Origin of the sequence: Kitasatospora sp. NPDC056076, assembly GCF_042266305.1 — a bacterium.
Lineage (GTDB): Bacteria > Actinomycetota > Actinomycetes > Streptomycetales > Streptomycetaceae > Kitasatospora.
The window spans coordinates 22729-39294 of record NZ_JBHJWG010000012.1 but is presented as its reverse complement, the minus strand read 5'-3'; the positions used below and the strand labels follow the sequence as shown (position 1 = coordinate 39294).

Genomic DNA, 16566 nt, shown 5'->3' with positions numbered 1-16566 from the left:
AATGGACCGCCGCCGAACCCCGTCCCGGCCCGGTCACCACCGCGTCACCGGCCCGGACGCCACCGCGTCACCGACCCGGTCACCAGTGGGCGGCCCCGGCCAGCGCGCCCGCCAGGTCCGGCCCGCGCGAGCCCTCCAGCTGCACCGTGCCGTCCGGCAGCGGCATGGCGAAGTACCAGTCGTCGTCGCCCGCGCACCGGACCAGGCAGAAGAGGCTGAAACCGATGAGTGCGACCGCTCTGCCCCCGGGCTCGCCCAGCACCGTCCGGACGGTGACCTCGTCCGTTCCCATCAGCCTGGCCCACGGGGACCCGCCGACCTCCCGCACCCGCTCGATCGTCCATCCCGGCGGCAGCTGCGCCGCGGCCAGTTCGGCCTGCTCGGCAGCCGGGGACAAGGGCTCCCGCTCCACCTCCAGCACCGCGTTCCCGAGCCGGGCCCGCACGTACTCGCCGTCCCGCTCGATGCCGAGCACCCCGCCGAGGAAGGCCATCGACCGCCGCCCGCCGATCGTCTCCCACATGAAGGGCACCTTCGACACGTGCGACGGGAAGGCGTTCTCGGTGAACCGCGCCGGTCCCAGTTCCACCGTCCGCCGCTTCCACCGCTGCTGTGCCGCCCGCCAGCGGAACTCCGTACGGGGCTCCGGTCCGGCCTCGGTCTGGGTGTGCGCGAAGAAGGCGGTGATCCACCCGGACACGAAGTTCCCGCCGGACTCGGACTCCCACTTGTACAGCGAGCGCCAGAACTCCTCGTCCACCGGCCCGCCCGCCGCCGTCGCCGCGATCTCCGCCAACACCGGGCGCAGCCCGTCGAACCACGGCCCGAGCGGCTCGAACCACTCCGCCAGCTCGCCGGCCTTCCGGGCCAGCAGCGCCCAGTCCTCGGCCGTACCCTCCAGCCGGATCCGCGGGATGCCGCAGAGCGTGATCCAGAGGAACTCGTAGTACGGGCTGACCACGTCCATCAGCGCGACCAGCACCGAGGAGACGTCGTCCGGCGTGGTGGTCGAGAACGACGGCTGGAAGAGCTCCACCAGCTCGGGCCCGATCTCCGCCGCCAGCGGCTCCCGGACCAGCCGGATCGACCGGGCCCAGTCCGGGTCGGCGTCCAGCAGGCTGTGGTCCCTGACCTGGATGGTCCGCTTGCCGCCGCCGGGGGTGGCGTTGAACAGCCCCTCGTACCGCTCCGCGTTCAGCCGTACGTGCACCGCGACCTCGTGCACCACCGCGTACCAGAGCACGTCCGGCGACAGGCTCAGCGGCAGGTGCTCGGCGAAGGCGAGGTGGGCGGCGCGCAGCAGCAGGCTCCAGGTCGGCTCCGTCTCCCCCGCTCGCGGCGCGTACAGAGCGGGGGACACCAGCAGCGTCCCCGTACTGCGGTGGAGCACGGTGAACTCCCCGCCGACCACGGCCGCCAGGAAGCCGTCGTTCCCGACCACCTCCAGCGCCGCCGCGTCCCCCGGCTGCTGCCCGTCCCCGAGCGCGACATCGATGATCACTGCACCTCCAGCACCGCGTGCCCCAGCCGGGGCCGCAGGTAGTCCCCGTCCCGCTCGATCCCGAGCACCCCGCCGACGAAGATCATCGGCAGCTCGACGCCCAGACGGTCCCACACGAAGGGCACCGCGGACAGGTGCGAGGGGAAGTCGTTCACCGCGAAGGCGTCCGGGTGGTACGAGGTGCCGGCCGCCGCCCGCCAGCCGAAGGTCTGCCGCAGCCGGGGGCCGTCCGGGGTCTGGGTGTGGGCGAAGAAGGCGGTGAGCCAGCCGGTCACCAGGGGACCGCCGGACACCGACTCCCACTTGTACAGCGAACGCCAGAAGCCCTCGTCCACCGGGCCGCCCGCCGCCGTCGCGGCGATCTGCGCCAGCACCGGGCGCAGCCCGTCGAACCACGGCACCAGCCAGTCGAAGCGCTCCGCCAGCGCGTCCACCCGGCCTGCGAGCAGCGCCCAGTCCCCGGCGGTGCCCTCCAGCCGGATCCGCGGGATGCCGCAGCGGGTCTCCCAGCGGAAGTCGTAGTAGGGGCTGACCACGTCCATCAGCGCGACCAGGGCCGAGGCCTCGTCGTCCGGCGTGGTGGTGGAGAAGGCCGGCCGGAACAGCTCGACCACCTCCGCACCGAGGGCCGCCACCAACGGCTCCCGGACCAGTCGGACCGACCGGGCCCAGTCCGGGTCGGCGTCCACCAGCGAGTCGTCCCGCACCACGAGCGCCCGCGAGCGGTCCGCCGCGCCGAACAGCGCCCGGTAGCGCGGCGGGTACATCCGTACGTGCACCGCGACCTCGTGCACCACCGCGTACCAGAGCACGTCCGGCGACAGGCTCAGCGGCAGGTGGTCGGCGAAGGCCGTGTGGGCGGCGCGCAGCAGCAGGCTCCAGGTCGGCTCGGGCTCGCCGGGCTCCGGTGCGGAGAACTCCGGCCGGACCGGCTGCGGCCGGGGCCGCTCGACCATCGCCGCCACGCTGCGGTGACGGACCAGGAAGTCCCCGCCCACCACCGCCCGCAGGAAGCGCTCGTTCCCGAGGTCCACCGGCTCGCCCGCGAACCCGTGCCGGGTCTCCCCCAGCGGCAACTCGATGATCACGCCCACTCCCCCTCCCCGCCCGCTCCCCCGTACCACCCCGACCCGAACCACCCGGCCCCGGACACGGCCCCGACCCGAACGCTGCCCCGCCCGAACCCCGCCCCGCCCGGACACCGCCCGGGAGCGTCAGTCCCGGACGCTCCACCCGCTCGCGCGCAGCGCCGCCGTGAGCCGCTTGACCGCCGTCGGCGCCACCGACAGCTGGACGAAGCCGACCTGCTGCCCGTCCGAGTGCTCGATCAGGACGTCCTCGATGTTGACCCCGGCCTCGCCGACCTCCCCGAACAGCCGGCCCAGCTCGCCCGGCTGGTCGCCGAGGACGACCGCGACGGTCTCGTACCGGGTGGGCGGGGCGCCGTGCTTGCCGGGGATCCGGGCCTGGCCGGTGTTGCCGCGCCGCATGACCGCCTCGATGCCCTCGGCACCGGAGCGGCGCGTGCCCTCCTCCGCGGCCTCCAAGGCGCGCAGCGCGGTGACGGTCTCGCCGAGATCGTTGGCGACCTCGGCGAGCACGTCGGCGACCGCGCCCGCGTTGGCGGACAGGATGTCGACCCACATCCCGGGGTTCGAGGCGGCGATCCGGGTCACGTCGCGCACGCCCTGGCCGGAGAGCCTTATGGCCGTCTCGTCGGCGTGCTCCAGCCGGGCCGCGACCAGCGAGGAGACCAGCTGCGGGGCGTGCGAGACCAGGGCCACGGCCCGGTCGTGGGCCTCGGCGTCCATCACGATCGGCACCGCGCCGCACAGCGCGACCAGCTCCAGCGCGGCGTTGAGCGTGTCGGTGTCGGTGTCGGCGGTCGGGGTGAGCACCCAGGGGCGGCCCTCGAACAGGTCGGCGCGGGCGGCCAGCGGGCCGGAGCGCTCGCGGCCGGCCATCGGGTGGCTGCCGATGTAGTGGACGGTGTCCAGGCCCAGCGTGGCGATCTCGCTGCCCGGGCCGGACTTCACGCTGGCCACGTCGGTGTACCAGTGCGCCAGGTTGCGGCGCTGGCAGTCCGCGAGGACCTTGCCGACCAGGGCCGGCGGGACGGCGATGATCGCCAGGTCGACCGGGCCCTCGGCCGGTTCGGTGATGCCGGCGCCGAGCGACTCGGCGGTGCGGGCGGCGTCCGGGTCCGCGTCCTCCAGATGGACGGTCAGCCCGCGTGCGGCCAGGGCCAGGGCTGCGGAGGTGCCGATCAGTCCGGTGCCGACGACGACGGCAGTGCGCATGGCGGGTGGCTCTCCTCGATCACGGTTTCTCGACGGGACGGTTCACACGGGCGGTGCTCGACGAACGGGCGGTGCTCAGCGGGTGCCGGAGGGCGCGACGAAGTACCGGAGCCGACCGGGCGCGCCCGCGCCCCATCCTCCCACCCGACGCCCCCCGCCGACCCCCGACCCCGCCAACCGTCACGCCCCGGCAACCAACGCCCCCGCTGACCGCCACGCCCCGGCAACCGCCACCCACCCGGCAACCACCGCGCCCCGCGCCCCGTCCCACCCAGTGCACACGCCGTGCCCCGGGAAATCCGGCGACGCCCGGCCCCCGGCGGGGCAGACTGGCCGCCCGGGGGACAGGCGGGGCGAGCCGCGGCACACCGGTCCACGGGACCACCGGCCCACGGGACCACCAGGCCACGGGACTCCCGGACGCGAACGAAGGGGATGCGCATGGACGATCGACACAGCAGCCACACCGGGCCGTCGAAACGGCCGGCCGTACCGGCCCACCCGTCGGCCCTGGACTCCGTCGTGGTGTACGCCGAGGGCGCGGTGTGCCGGCGCCGGGCCACCGTCCCCCTCCCCCCGGACGGACGGCTGCGGCTGACCGGCCTGCCCGACTCGCTGCGCGCCGATTCGCTGCGCGCCCGGGTGCTGGCCGGACCGGCCGGCACCACGGTGGTCGAGGCCCGCCTCGAAACGCTCGCCGAGCTCCACGAGCCCGATGAACTCCCGCAGCTGCAGCGCGAGTTGGACGAGGCCATGGAACGCCAGGGCGCCCTGAACGAGCGCCACCGGCTGGTCCTGGCCGCGATCGCCGAGACCGCCGCGTTGCGCGCCGTCCCGCCCCAGCGCCGCCCCGACGAGCCGCTGCGCCGCACCCCGGCGGACGCCTGGCTGGAGCTCGCCGACTTCGTCGACGAACGGCTGGCCCGGCTCCAGGAGCGCTCCGAGCAGCTCACCCGGGAGATCGAACTCGCGGACCACGAGCGCCAGTTGGCCACCGACCGGCTGGACCGCGCGTCCACCGCCGACCGCACCGAGCCGGTCGGCACCACCAGAACCGTCCTGCTCACCCTCACCACCGGCACCCCCGACGCCAACGCCCCCGAAACCACCCCCGAAACCACCGCCGAAACCACCGCCGAAACCACCGCCCCCGACCGGATCGAACTGGAGCTGGAGCTGGAGTACGGCGTCCCCACCGCCCGCTGGGTGCCCGCCTACCGGCTCAGCCACCGCACCGGCACCGACACCGCCCAGCTGGTCCTGCGCGCCGCCGTCGCCCAGCACACCGGCGAGGACTGGACGGGCGTCCGGCTCGCCCTGTCCACCGCCGACCTCGACCGCCGCACCGACCTCCCCCGACTCGCCTCCCTCCGGATCGGGCGCAGCCAGCCCGCCCCGCCGCCCTCCGGCTGGCGCGAGCCCCCGGCCGGCCTGTCCGACCTCTTCACCGGCTACGACGCGGCCACGGCCGACCGCCCCGCCCGCCGCCCTCGCCGCCGCAACGTCCCGCTCCCGGTCCCGCCCGGCGCACCCGGGCCCGGCCGCCGCTTCTCGGCCCGACTCGGCGGCGCCCGCCAGGCCGGGCCCCGCGCCGAGTTCCTCGCGGACGAAGCGGCGCCCGCCGGCCCGTCCGGCGGCGGAATGCTCAGCGTCCCGGAGCCGCCCTCCGCCCCAGCGTTCTCCGCCCCCGCCCCCGTGCCCATGCCCCCCGTACCCCCCGCCCCCGTGGCACCCGGCTTCGCCGGCTACGGCGGCCCACCCGCCCCCGGCGCCCCAGCCCCCGGCGCCCCGGCCCCCGCCGGGGCCCCGATGCCGCAGGCCTTCGGCGGCGCCCCGCCGGCCGAGGCCCTCCGCTCCGCGCGCCGCCGCGGCGCGACCCCACCGCCCGACACCGGCTTCGTCCCGGCGGCCGACCTGCTCGACTACCCCGACCTCCAGCTGGCCGGCCCCGACGCCCCCGCCGACCGCCGCGGCACCCTGCGCCCCGACCCGGCCCGGCTCGAACACGAAACCTGGCAGCAGATCCACCCGGGCATCCGCCTGACCGGCCTCGCCCTCCCCCGCCACGCCGTCCCGCCCCGCGTCTCGGCCGGCTCCTTCGACCACCGCTTCGATGCCGCCGCCCCCGCCGACGTCCCCTCCGACGGCACCTGGCACACCGTCACGGTGGACGAGATCCCGCTCTCCGTCAGCCCCGAGTACGTCACCGTCCCGGCCGTCGAGGAGAAGGTGTACGCGACCCTGGTGCTCGCCAACCGCACCGACCGCGCCGTGCTGGCCGGCCCGGTCGAGGTCACCGTGGACGACGAGTTCCTGCTCACCGCCGCCCTGCCGACCCTCGCCCCGGGCGGCACCCGGAGCCTGGGCATCGGCGTCACCGAGAGCGTCGAGGTGGCGCGCCGCACCGAGCTGCGCGAGTCCGCCACCGGCATGCTGAAGGGCAACAGCACCGTGCTCGACCACCGGGTGCACGTCCACCTGGCGAACCGCCTCGGCCGCCCCGTCACGGTCGAGGTCCGCGAGCGCGTGCCGGTCGCCTCGGACACCGAGATCCGGATCGAGGAGCGCGCGGACTGGCAGGCCCCGGCCGTCCCCACCCCGGAGTGCCCGGTCGGCACCCGGCTCTGGCGGGTCGAGCTGGCGCCGGGTGGCCGCACCGAGCTGGACGGCGGCTACCAGATCAAGATCCCGGCCGGAAAGGCCATCGTCGGCGGAAACCGGAGGAACTGACCAGATGACCGAAGAGACCGTTCCCCTCCCCCTCCCAGCTGCCCTCCCCGTTCCCACCGCCCCCGTTCCCCCCTCTCTCCCCGTCACCGCCGCCCTCCCCGTCACCGCCGTCACCTGCCTGGAGGACCGGGCCCAGGTCGAGCGCTCGGTGACCGTCCGACTCACCGCGGGCGTCCAGCGGCTGCGGCTGGGCCCGCTCACCGCCCTCGCGGTGGACCGCACCCTGCGCGCCGAGTCCGCCACCCCCGGCGCCCGGGTGCTGGAGGCCCGGCTGGTGCGCTCCTGGTCCCCGCGCGCGCCGCTGCCGCCCGGCCCGGCGGACTCCGCGCTGCGCCACCGCCTGCACGGGCTGGAGGCCGAGTACCGCCTCGCGGACCGGACCCGCGCCCGGCTGGAGGCCCGGCTCGCCCTGCTCGCCCAGCTGACCGCGGACCTGCTGCGCGAGGTCGGCGAGGGCGCCGGCGTCGGCGAGATCGAGCGCACCCGCTGGGCCCGCGAGCTGGACCGGGTGGACGCCGAGCGCGAGCGCCACGGCGAGGAGCTGCGCGCGACCCGTTCCCGGCTGCGCCGCCTGGACGAGGAGCGCTCCCAGGCCCTGCTGGCCCTGGACGAGGCCGAGGAGGAGCCCGCCGAGCTGCACGCCCACCTGGAGCTCACGGTCGAGGCCGAGCGCCCCGGCCCGGCCGAGCTGACCGTCCACCACCTGGTGCCCTGCGCGCTGTGGCGCCCCTCCTACCGCGCCACGCTGGACTCCGACGGCCTGCGCCTGGAGTCGGAGGCGGTGGTCTGGCAGCGCACCGGCGAGGACTGGACCGGCGCCCGGCTGACCTTCTCCACCGCCCGCTCCGCCCTGGCCACCGACCCGCCGGTGCTCGCCGAGGACCTGCTGGTCCTGCGCGAGCGCACCGACGAGGAGCGCCGCACGGTCGAGGTCGAGCTGCGCGAGGAGGAGGTCAGCACCCTGGGCCCGGACGCCGCCGTCCCCGGCCTGGACGACGGCGGCGAGGTCCGGGTGCTGCCCGCCCCCGCCCCGGCCACCGTCCCCTCCGACGGCCGCGCCCACCGGGTCCCGCTGGGCGCCTTCACCGGCCCGGCGAGCAGCGAGTTCGCCTGCGCCCCGGAGCTGTCCCCGCTGGTCACCCGGGTGGTCCGGTTCCGCAACGCGGCCGGGCACCCGCTGCTGGCCGGCCCGGTCGAGCTGGTCCGCGGCAGCGGCTTCACCGGCCGCGGCGAGCTGCGCTTCACCGCCGCCGGCGCCGACGCCGAACTGTCCTTCGGCAGTACGGACGGCTACCGGGTGGTCCGCGAGACCGAGGAGCGCAGCGGCACCACCGCCCTGAGCGGCCGCCGGACCACCACCCGGACCGTCCGGCTGCACCTGTCCCGCTTCTCCGGCCCGGAGGAGCACGACGAGCAGCTGGTCACGGTCCGCGAGCGGGTGCCGGTCTCCGAGGTCGCCGAGGTCGAGGTGCGGCTGCGCAAGGAGGAGTGCTCCCCGGCTCCGGACGCCTTCGACGCCGAGGGCATCGTCCGCTGGGACGTCCCGCTCGGCCCGGGCGCCCGCCGCAGCCTCACCCTGGTGTACGAGGTGTCCGCCGCCGCCAAGGTGGCCGGGCTGTGACGCCGGAGGCCCCGTGACGACCGCTCAGGACCGGAAAGCGGGTACAAAAGGAACATGATCCTCCATCTCGCCCCCCTGGACGACTGGCTGTCCGACCCCGGCCGCCCGTACGCCACCGCGTCGCTGCTCACCGACGGGTTCATCCACTGCTCGGCGGACGAGCGGACGGCGCTCGCGGTGGCCAACTCCTTCTTCGCCGACACCCCGGACCCGCTGATGGTGCTGCTGATCGAGGAGGCACTGGTGGAGCCGATGGTCAAGTGGGAGGCCGCCCACGGCGCCCCGCCGCCCGGCGCCACCCCCGGCGTACTGTTCCCGCACATCTACGGGCGGCTGAACCGGTCCGCCGTGGTCGGGCTGGAGAAGGTCGACCGCGGCCCGGACGGCCACTGGGCCTCGCTCAGCCCCTGGAGCTGAGCGGCCGACCCGCCCCACAGCCACCCCGGATCACAGCCGACCCGCCTCACAGCCACCCCCGCTCCCGGGCCGCCATCCCGGCCTGGAAGCGGGTGGTGGCGCCCAGCGAGCGCATCAGGGCCTGCAACCGCCGCTGGGTGGTCCGGGCGCTCCAGCCCAGCGAACGGGCGATCGACTCGTCGGTCAGCCCGGCGGCCAGCAGCCCCAGCAGCTTGCGGTGGTCGGCGTCCGGCTCCGGCGAGGCGTCCCCGGTGCCGATCGCGGCCTGCAACTGCACGGCCCGCTCCCACTCGGCCTCGAACAGCGTGTCCAGTGCCTGGAGCAGCGCCGAGGGGTGGATCACGTAGGCCGCGTCCAGCACGCTGTCGCCGACGCTGATCGGGATGATCGCCATCCGGTCGTCCGAGATGATCATCTTCATCGGCAGCGTCGGCCGCACCCGCGCCTCCTCGCCGTCCGCGACGCCGACCAGGATGTTCCGCTCCAGGCGGCCGGGCCAGGCCACCGCCTCCCGGTCGTAGATCGTCCGGAACCGCAGGCCCTCCCGCAGCCGCCGCCGCTGCAACGGCATCGCCGAAACCGGGTCCTGGATGTACGGCGGGCGGTCGAAGCCGCGGACCTGGTACTGGCTGCTCCCGGTGATGTGCTCCAGCCGCTGGGCGATCGCCTCGCCGCCGGTCAGCACCTCCACCGAGTGCGCCGGGTCGGTGTACCGCGAGGCCTCCCGGAAGGCGTCCATCAGCCGGTGCATCTCGGCCCGGGCGCTGCGCAGCTCGGACTCCCGGTGGCCGATCAGGGTCCCTATCGCCACGTCCGGGGCGACCGGCAGGTAGCGCTCCCGGTCCACCGGGGCCCGGGTGGCCATCCCCTGCTGCGCCAACCGGTCCAGCGCGCGCACGCCCTGCTGGAGCGTCAGGCCGCAGCTCTCGGCCAGCTCCTCCGCCGTGGACTGCGGGTTGGCGACCAGTGCCGCGTACACCTGCCCGTCCGGCTCGGCCAGGCCCAACGGGCCGAGCGCGTGTCCGGCGGACCGCCCCAGTGCTGCATCGGACACGACGCCGTCTCCCCCTGCTCGCTCCGGAACACCCCTCCGGCCGCCCGTACTGGCGCGGTCCCGCCACGCGGCGGGGCGGTGGTCCGGTGGCCATCCTCGGCCACGGATCATGGCGCTGACAAGGCCGTGACCAGCGGTTGCGTCCCGGCTCACACACACGTCGGAGGGTCCCCCGCCACCACGGGCGGGGGACCCTCCGACGAACGACGGCCGTACGGCCGGGGTCCTACAGGCCGACCTCGCGCATCAGCTGGCCGACCTCGGGGTTGGTCAGGCGGCGCAGCCAGCCCGACTTCTGGTCGCCCAGGGCGATCGGACCGAAGTGGGTGCGCACCAGCTTCTCGACCGGGAAGCCGACCTCGGACAGCATCCGGCGGACGATGTGCTTGCGACCCTCGTGCAGAGTCACCTCGACCAGGTAGTTCTTGCCGACGTTGGAGATCACCTTGAAGCTGTCGGCGCGCGCGTAGCCGTCCTCCAGCTCCACGCCCTTGGCCAGCTGCTTGCCCAGGTCACGCGGGATCGGGCCCTGGATGGCGGCCAGGTAGGTCTTGGTCACGCCGTACTTCGGGTGGGTGAGGCGGTGGGCCAGCTCGCCGTGGTTGGTGAGCAGGATGATGCCCTCGGTCTCGGTGTCCAGCCGGCCGACGTGGAACAGCCGGGTCTCCCGGTTGGTCACGTAGTCGCCCAGGCACTGGCGGCCGTCCGGGTCCTCCATGGTGGAGACCACACCGGCCGGCTTGTTGAGCGCGAAGAACAGGTAGGACTGGGTGGCGACGGTCAGGCCGTCGACCTTGATCTCGTCCTTCTCCGGGTCGACCCGCTTGCCCTGCTCGGTGACCTGCTTGCCGTTGACCGAGACCCGACCCTGCTCGATCAGCTCCTCGCAGGCGCGCCGGCTGCCGACGCCGGCCCGGGCCAGCACCTTCTGCAGGCGCTCGCCCTCGGGCTCGCCGAAGGTCTTGGGCAGCTTGACGGCCGGCTTGTCGTGCCGGGCCAGCACGGCGTCCTCGATCCTGGCCTGGAGCTCGCGCGAGCGCTGCGGCTGGCGGCGCGGGTCGCCCGGGGCGCCCTGGCCCTCCCGGCGCGGGCGCGGAGCCGGGCCGGGACGCCGGCCGGTGAAGCCGCCGCGGGCCGGGGTGGCGTTCGGGCCGCCACCGAACTCGGGGCGGTCGTACTTGCGCTCCTCGGGCCGCAGCGGGCGGTCCGGGAAGCGGCGGTCGTCACGCCGGTCGTCCCGACGGTCGTCCCGACGGCCGCCGTCGCGCCCGTAGGAACCGCCGCGCGAGCCCGAACCCGAACCCGAGCCGCCACCGTACGAGCCGCCGCCGCGCGAACCCGAGCCCGAACCGCCGCCGTAGGAACCACCGCGCGAGCCCGAACCGGAACCCGAGCCGCCACCGTACGAACCGCCGCGCGAACCCGAACCGGAACCCGAGCCGCCGCCGTACGAGCCACCGCCGTACGAACCGCCGCGCGAACCCGAGCCCGAGCCCGAGCCCGAACCGCCGCGACCGCCGCCGCTGCCGCCGCCGTAGGAGCCGCCCCGACCCCCGCCCTGTCCGCCGCGACCGCTACCGCCGCCGCTGCCGTTCCTGCCGTTGCCACTGCTACGCATCAAAGTGTCCGTACGTCGTTCCGTCTGGGATGTGCGGTCGTCTCGGCCGACCTCACCTCCCCCTACCGATCAGGCGTTGCCCGATCGGCCTCGCCACTGCCGTCCGCGGCCTGCGCGGCAGCGGCGGAGACCGCCTCCGCGATCATCGTGCCCTCCAGGGACTCCGCTTCCACGTCGTCGACCTCGGGCAGGAAGGGAGCGAGCTCCGGCAGCTCGTCCAAGCCGCGGAGCCCCATCCGTTCCAGGAAGTAGTTCGTCGTCCGATACAGGATCGCACCTGTTTCGGGCTCGGATCCGGCCTCTTCCGCCAGTCCTCGCTGTACCAGGGTACGCATCACGCCGTCACAGTTCACACCGCGGACGGCGGAAACCCGTGATCTGGACACCGGCTGCCGGTAGGCGACCACCGCCAGGGTCTCCAGCGCGGCCTGGCTGAGCCGGGCCTGCTGGCCGTCCAGCAGGAAGCGGTCGACCGCCTCGGCGCAGGTCTCCCGGCTGTAGAACCGCCAGCCGCCGGCCACCAGCCGCAGGTCGAAGCCGCGCCCCTGGGCGGTGTACTCGGCGGCCAGGCCGCGCAGCGCAGCGCCCACCTCGGCCCGCGACCTTTCCAGCACCCCGGCCAGCCGCTCCTCGCCGACCGGCTCGTCGACGACCATCAGGATCGCCTCCAGCTCGGCCCGCAGCCCCGGCCCGACCGCTCCGGGCCCCAGCGGATCCGTTCCGACCGCCTCCGCGCCGGTCGACTCCGTTCCAGTCGACTCCGTCGCACCGGAAGTCGACGGGCCCGACTTCTGGTGCACCACCCGGGGCCCGCCGTCCCCCGACTCCGCGGCGGCACCCGGCGGCGCCACCGGGGCTTCCTGAGCGGCCTGCGCCACCGGAGCCGCCACCGGCTCCGGCAGCAGCTCGAAGGCCGGCTCCAGCCACTCCTCCGCCCGCGGCTGCCCCGGCAGCCCGAGCGGGCGCCGCACCGGCCTCCCGACGCCCTTCCCGACGCCCTCGCCACCACTCATCGCCGCCCGTCCTCCTCCTCGGCCCGCTCCGCACCGTCGGCGGGCCGGTCGAACTCGTCCGTCACCTCGACCGGGCCCCGGCCCTCCTCGGCCACCCAGCGCACCCGCAGCTCCCCGAGCGCCTCCGGTTGCTCGAAGTCCAGCGCCCGCTCCCGGTACAGCTCCAACAGCGCCAGGAACCGGGCGACCACCACCAGGGTGTCCGGCGCGTCCGCGACCAGCTGCTGGAAGGAGGCCTCGCCGAGCTCGGTGAGCAGCCCGACCACCAGCGCGGCCTGCTCGCGCACGCTGACCGGCGGGGCGTGGATGTGGTCCACGTACACCACCGGCTCGGGCTTGGGCTCCATCGCCTTGGCCGCCAGCTGGGCGAGCCGCTCCGCGCCGACGGTGATGACCACCTCGGGCAGCAGCTCCGCGTGCCGGGGCTCCAGCCCGACGGCCCGGGGGCGGCGCAGCAGCTCGGCCGCCCAGCGCTCGCCGAACAGCGCGGCCGCCCGCTTGTACGCCCGGTACTGCAGCAGCCGTGCGAACAGCAGGTCACGCGCCTCCAGCAGGGCGAGGTCCGCCTCGTCCTCGACCTCGGCCACCGGCAGCAGCCGGGCGGCCTTGAGGTCGAGCAGGGTGGCGGCCACCACCAGGAACTCGGTTGCCGCGTCCAGGTCCCAGTCCGGGCCCATCGCCCGGATGTGCGCCAGGAACTCGTCCGTCACGGTGGCCAGGGCCACCTCGGTGACGTCCAGCTTGTGCTTGGCGATCAGGCCGAGCAGCAGGTCGAAGGGGCCCTCGAAGTTGTCCAGCCGTACCCGGAAGCCGCCCCGGGGCTCCTCCTCGGTGGCCTTCACGGCGGTGGCGTTCACGGCGCTGGCGGCTGGTTCGACGGTGCTCGGCATGGCGGTCCATCTTCACCCGCCCGCACCGGCCGTCCGGCCACGGGGCCCGGCGACACGCCGCCGACCGGCCCGCCACGGACCCGCGGCACGCCGCCACCGGCGGCCGGGGCAGGCCCGACGGACGGGCCCGGGAAACAGACCTGGGCAACAGGCCCTAGCGGCCGCGCAGCCGCCGGACCAGGATCGAGGCCTCGCCGCGCTGCTCCAGGTCCGCCAGGACGACCGCGATGGCCTCCCGGACGATCCGCCCGCGGTCCACGGCCAGGCCGTGCTCGCCGCGCAGCACCAGCCGGGTGTGCTCCAGGTCCATGAGCTCCTCGGCGGACACGTACACGGTGATCTTCTCGTCGTGCCGCTCGCGCCCGCTCGGGCGGCGCGGCGCGCGGCCGCGCGGCCGGGCGCGTCCGGCGGCGCCGGCCTGCTCCTCGGCGGCGCCGGCGTGGGAGCGGCCCGCCGGCGCGGGGGCGGCGCCCTGGCCCCCGGCGGCCCGCTGGACGGGCGGCTGGCCGGGCGGCGGCACCGCGGCGCCCTGGTGCTGCTCCTGGGGCGCCTGCCGGTCGTCCTGGGCCCCCTGGGCGGCCTCGGTGCCCTCGGCGCCCTCCGTGCCGTTGACGGTCCGCGCGGTCTCCGGTCTGGATGCCTCGGCGGCCGGACGCGGGGCGAGGGACGGCGACAGCGCCATCCCGCCGGTGGTCCGGAACAGCTCGTCGGCACCCGGGAGACTCACTCGGCGGGGCGGCACCGGTCGAGCACCTCCCTGGCGAGCTGGCGGTAGGCGGCGGCCCCGACCGAGTTGGTGGCGTAGGTCGTGATCGGCTCGCCGGCGACGGTGGTCTCCGGGAAGCGCACGGTCCGCCCGATGACGGTGTGGAAGACGTGCTCGCCGAACGCCTCGACGACCCGTGCCAGCACCTCGCGGCTGTGTACGGTGCGCGAGTCGTACATGGTCGCGAGGATGCCGTCCAGGCGCAGCTCGGGGTTGAGCCGCTCGCACACCTTCTCGATGGTCTCGGTCAGCAGCGCGACCCCGCGCAGTGCGAAGAACTCGCACTCCAGCGGGACGATCACGCTGTGAGCGGCCGTCAGCGCATTGACCGTCAGCAGGCCCAGCGAGGGCTGGCAGTCGATGATGACGAAGTCGTAGTCCGGCAGCAGCGGCTTGAGGGCGCGCGCCAGCGCGGACTCCCGGGCCACCTCGCTGACCAGCTGCACCTCGGCGGCGGAGAGGTCGATGTTGGAGGGCAGCAGGTCCATGCCCGGGACGGCGGTCTTGAGCAGCACCTCATCGGCCGTCAGGCCCCGCTCCATGAGCAGGTTGTAGACGGTGACGTCGAGCTCCATCGGGTTGACGCCGAGGCCGACCGAGAGCGCGCCCTGCGGGTCGAAGTCGACGAGCAGCACCCGGCGGCCGTACTCGGCCAGCGCCGCGCCCAGGTTGATGGTCGACGTGGTCTTGCCGACGCCGCCCTTCTGGTTGCACATGGCGATGATCTGGGCGGGTCCGTGCTCGGCGACCGGCGCGGGGATCGGGAAGTACGGCAGCGGGCGGCCGGTCGGGCCGACCCGCTCGCGGCGCTGGCGCGCGGCGTCGGGGGCCAGCGTGGCGGCGTACTCCGGGTCCGGCTCGTACTCGGCGTCCGGGTCGTCGTAGGCGCCGTAGGCGAACTCGCCGTAGGCCAGGCCGTAGGCCGCCAAGTCGGCGTCGTGATCGGTCACCGTGGTCACCTGCGCTGTGTTCTGGCGTGCTTCGAAGGTACGGAGTGCGACCGAGCCGACCTCGGCCGAGCCCACGGATGCCTGCCGGGCCCCGGGCTCCTCACTCGGCTGGCCGGCGGTGAGCTCCGCCAGTCCTGGCTGACCACCCCCGGGAGCAATTGTCGACTCATTCACAAGTCGTCTTACCTCCTTGGGGATCCAGGACTCTATGTCGATTCGTCAGCGTGGCAGCATGCCGACGGTTTGCGACTCTAGGCCGTTCAAGGCGTTCGCAGCAACACAATCCACGGTAGTGGGCACGATGTGTCGACTATCGGGCGGGCTGCTGTCAAGGGATGAGCAGGCCCATGACCCTAACGTTTCTGCGGGACGCCGAGGGTCGGGTGACACCACCGACGGAAATTGACGACAGAGCGACCCGCCCGGTCCACCCGCTGTTCACGGGCACGGCGAAGCCCCCGACCCGAGGGCATCGGGTCGGGGGCGAACGACCGCCGTGCGGTCAGGGAGTTCAGGCGAGCACGCTCTCCAGCGTGACCGACTCCAGGCCGAAGGCCTCGGCCACGGCCGGGAAGGTGATCTGGCCCTCGTGGACGTTCAGGCCCTTGGCGAGCGCGGCGTCACGACGCAGCGCCTCCTTCCAGCCCCGGTTGGCCAGCTCCAGCACGTACGGCAGGGTGGCGTTGGTCAGCGCGTAGGTGGAGGTGTTCGGGACGGCGCCCGGCATGTTGGCCACGCAGTAGAAGACCGAGTTGTGGACCTGGAAGGTCGGGTCGTCGTGCGTGGTCGGGTGCGAGTCCTCGAAGCAGCCGCCCTGGTCGATGGCGATGTCGACGAGCACGGAGCCCGGCTTCATCCGGGAGACCAGCTCGTTGGTGACCAGCTTCGGGGCCTTGGCGCCCGGGATCAGCACGGCGCCGATGACCAGGTCGGCGTCCAGGACGGCCTTCTCCAGCTCGAAGGAGTTGGACATGATGGCCTTGATCTTGGTGCCGAAGATCCGGTCGGCCTCACGCAGCTTGTTGATGTCGCGGTCCAGCAGGGTCACGTCGTAGCCCATGCCGATGGCGATGGTGGCCGCGTGCCAGCCGGAGACGCCACCGCCGATGACGACGGCCTTGGCCGGGTGGGTGCCGGGCACGCCGCCGGGCAGCACGCCGCGGCCGCCGGCCGGGCGCATCAGGTGGTACGAGCCGACCTGCGGGGCCAGCCGGCCCGCGACCTCGGACATCGGGGCGAGCAGCGGCAGCGCGCCGTTGCCCAGCTGGACGGTCTCGTACGCGATCGCGGTGGTGCCGGAGGCGACCAGCGCGTCGGTGCCGGCCCGGTCGGCCGCGAGGTGCAGGTACGTGAAGACGGTCTGGCCCTTGCGCAGCCGGTGGTACTCGGAGGCGATGGGCTCCTTGACCTTCAGCAGCAGGTCGGCCGTGGCCCACACCTCGTCGGCGGTGGCGAGGATGGTGGCGCCGGCGGCCACGTACTCCTCGTTGGGGATCGAGGAGCCGAGACCGGCGTTGTCCTCGATGTAGACCTCGTGGCCGTTGCGGACCAGCTCATGCACGCCGGCGGGCGTGATGGCCACGCGGTACTCGTGGTTCTTGACCTCGCGGGGGATGCCGACCTTCACGACTGAACACGTCCTCTTGCCATGGGGGTCCCGACCGGAGAAGACCGGTGGGCGACGCGCACGTGGGGAAGCCTCCGGG

The 16566-nt window shown here is 74.7% G+C and carries 13 protein-coding genes; 3 read left to right on the top strand and 10 right to left on the bottom strand.

The features are described from left to right. Nucleotides 1–79: 79 nt before the first annotated feature. The 3 genes from ACFC1T_RS12495 to ACFC1T_RS12485 form a co-directional block, all read right to left on the bottom strand. Nucleotides 80–1501, bottom strand: coding sequence for a DUF4419 domain-containing protein (locus ACFC1T_RS12495; protein ID WP_375887106.1), 1422 nt, complete (start codon nucleotides 1499–1501; stop codon nucleotides 80–82). After that, entirely contained in the window at nucleotides 1498–2589 is a 1092-nt protein-coding gene (locus ACFC1T_RS12490; RefSeq protein WP_375887103.1) for a DUF4419 domain-containing protein, read from the bottom strand. The genes ACFC1T_RS12495 and ACFC1T_RS12490 overlap by 4 nt, the downstream gene beginning before the upstream one ends. Nucleotides 2590–2715: 126 nt before the next feature. Further along, nucleotides 2716–3801 carry a prephenate dehydrogenase gene (locus ACFC1T_RS12485; RefSeq protein WP_375887100.1) on the bottom strand — a complete coding sequence of 362 codons (1086 nt, stop codon included), beginning with the start codon at nucleotides 3799–3801 and terminating at the stop codon, nucleotides 2716–2718. Nucleotides 3802–4242: 441 nt separating this feature from the next. On the opposite strand from ACFC1T_RS12485, the gene ACFC1T_RS12480 reads away from it, so the two are divergent. From ACFC1T_RS12480 to ACFC1T_RS12470, 3 genes are read left to right on the top strand one after another with little or no spacing between them, the layout of a single operon-like run. Next, nucleotides 4243–6531, top strand: coding sequence for a DUF4139 domain-containing protein (locus ACFC1T_RS12480; RefSeq protein ID WP_375887097.1), 2289 nt, complete (start codon nucleotides 4243–4245; stop codon nucleotides 6529–6531). Nucleotides 6532–6535: 4 nt separating this feature from the next. Continuing rightward, a complete protein-coding gene (locus ACFC1T_RS12475; protein WP_375887096.1) occupies nucleotides 6536–8152 on the top strand; it encodes a DUF4139 domain-containing protein in 1617 nt (538 codons plus the stop codon). A gap of 54 nt (nucleotides 8153–8206) precedes the next feature. Beyond that, entirely contained in the window at nucleotides 8207–8569 is a 363-nt protein-coding gene (locus tag ACFC1T_RS12470; RefSeq protein WP_375887095.1) for a DUF952 domain-containing protein, read from the top strand. 46 nt (nucleotides 8570–8615) lie between these two features. Here the strand turns inward: ACFC1T_RS12470 and ACFC1T_RS12465 are convergent, their stop codons facing one another. The 7 genes from ACFC1T_RS12465 to ald form a co-directional block, all read right to left on the bottom strand. After that, the gene (locus ACFC1T_RS12465; protein WP_375887094.1) at nucleotides 8616–9623 is read right to left on the bottom strand and encodes a helix-turn-helix domain-containing protein; all 1008 of its coding nucleotides are present in this window, start codon (nucleotides 9621–9623) and stop codon (nucleotides 8616–8618) included. A gap of 226 nt (nucleotides 9624–9849) precedes the next feature. Beyond that, entirely contained in the window at nucleotides 9850–11241 is a 1392-nt protein-coding gene (locus ACFC1T_RS12460; protein WP_375887091.1) for a pseudouridine synthase, read from the bottom strand. Nucleotides 11242–11303: 62 nt separating this feature from the next. After that, nucleotides 11304–11951 carry an SMC-Scp complex subunit ScpB gene (gene scpB / locus ACFC1T_RS12455; protein WP_375887352.1) on the bottom strand — a complete coding sequence of 216 codons (648 nt, stop codon included), beginning with the start codon at nucleotides 11949–11951 and terminating at the stop codon, nucleotides 11304–11306. A gap of 299 nt (nucleotides 11952–12250) precedes the next feature. Next, nucleotides 12251–13144, bottom strand: coding sequence for a segregation and condensation protein A (locus ACFC1T_RS12450; protein WP_375887089.1), 894 nt, complete (start codon nucleotides 13142–13144; stop codon nucleotides 12251–12253). A gap of 154 nt (nucleotides 13145–13298) precedes the next feature. Beyond that, nucleotides 13299–13826 (bottom strand): hypothetical protein, encoded by a 528-nt coding sequence (locus ACFC1T_RS12445; RefSeq protein WP_375887349.1) that lies wholly within the window; start codon nucleotides 13824–13826, stop codon nucleotides 13299–13301. 41 nt (nucleotides 13827–13867) lie between these two features. Next, a complete protein-coding gene (locus ACFC1T_RS12440; protein ID WP_208869108.1) occupies nucleotides 13868–14935 on the bottom strand; it encodes a ParA family protein in 1068 nt (355 codons plus the stop codon). A 436-nt stretch (nucleotides 14936–15371) separates the two neighbouring features. Beyond that, entirely contained in the window at nucleotides 15372–16487 is a 1116-nt protein-coding gene (gene ald / locus ACFC1T_RS12435) for an alanine dehydrogenase (RefSeq protein ID WP_375887087.1), read from the bottom strand. Nucleotides 16488–16566 lie beyond the last annotated feature (79 nt).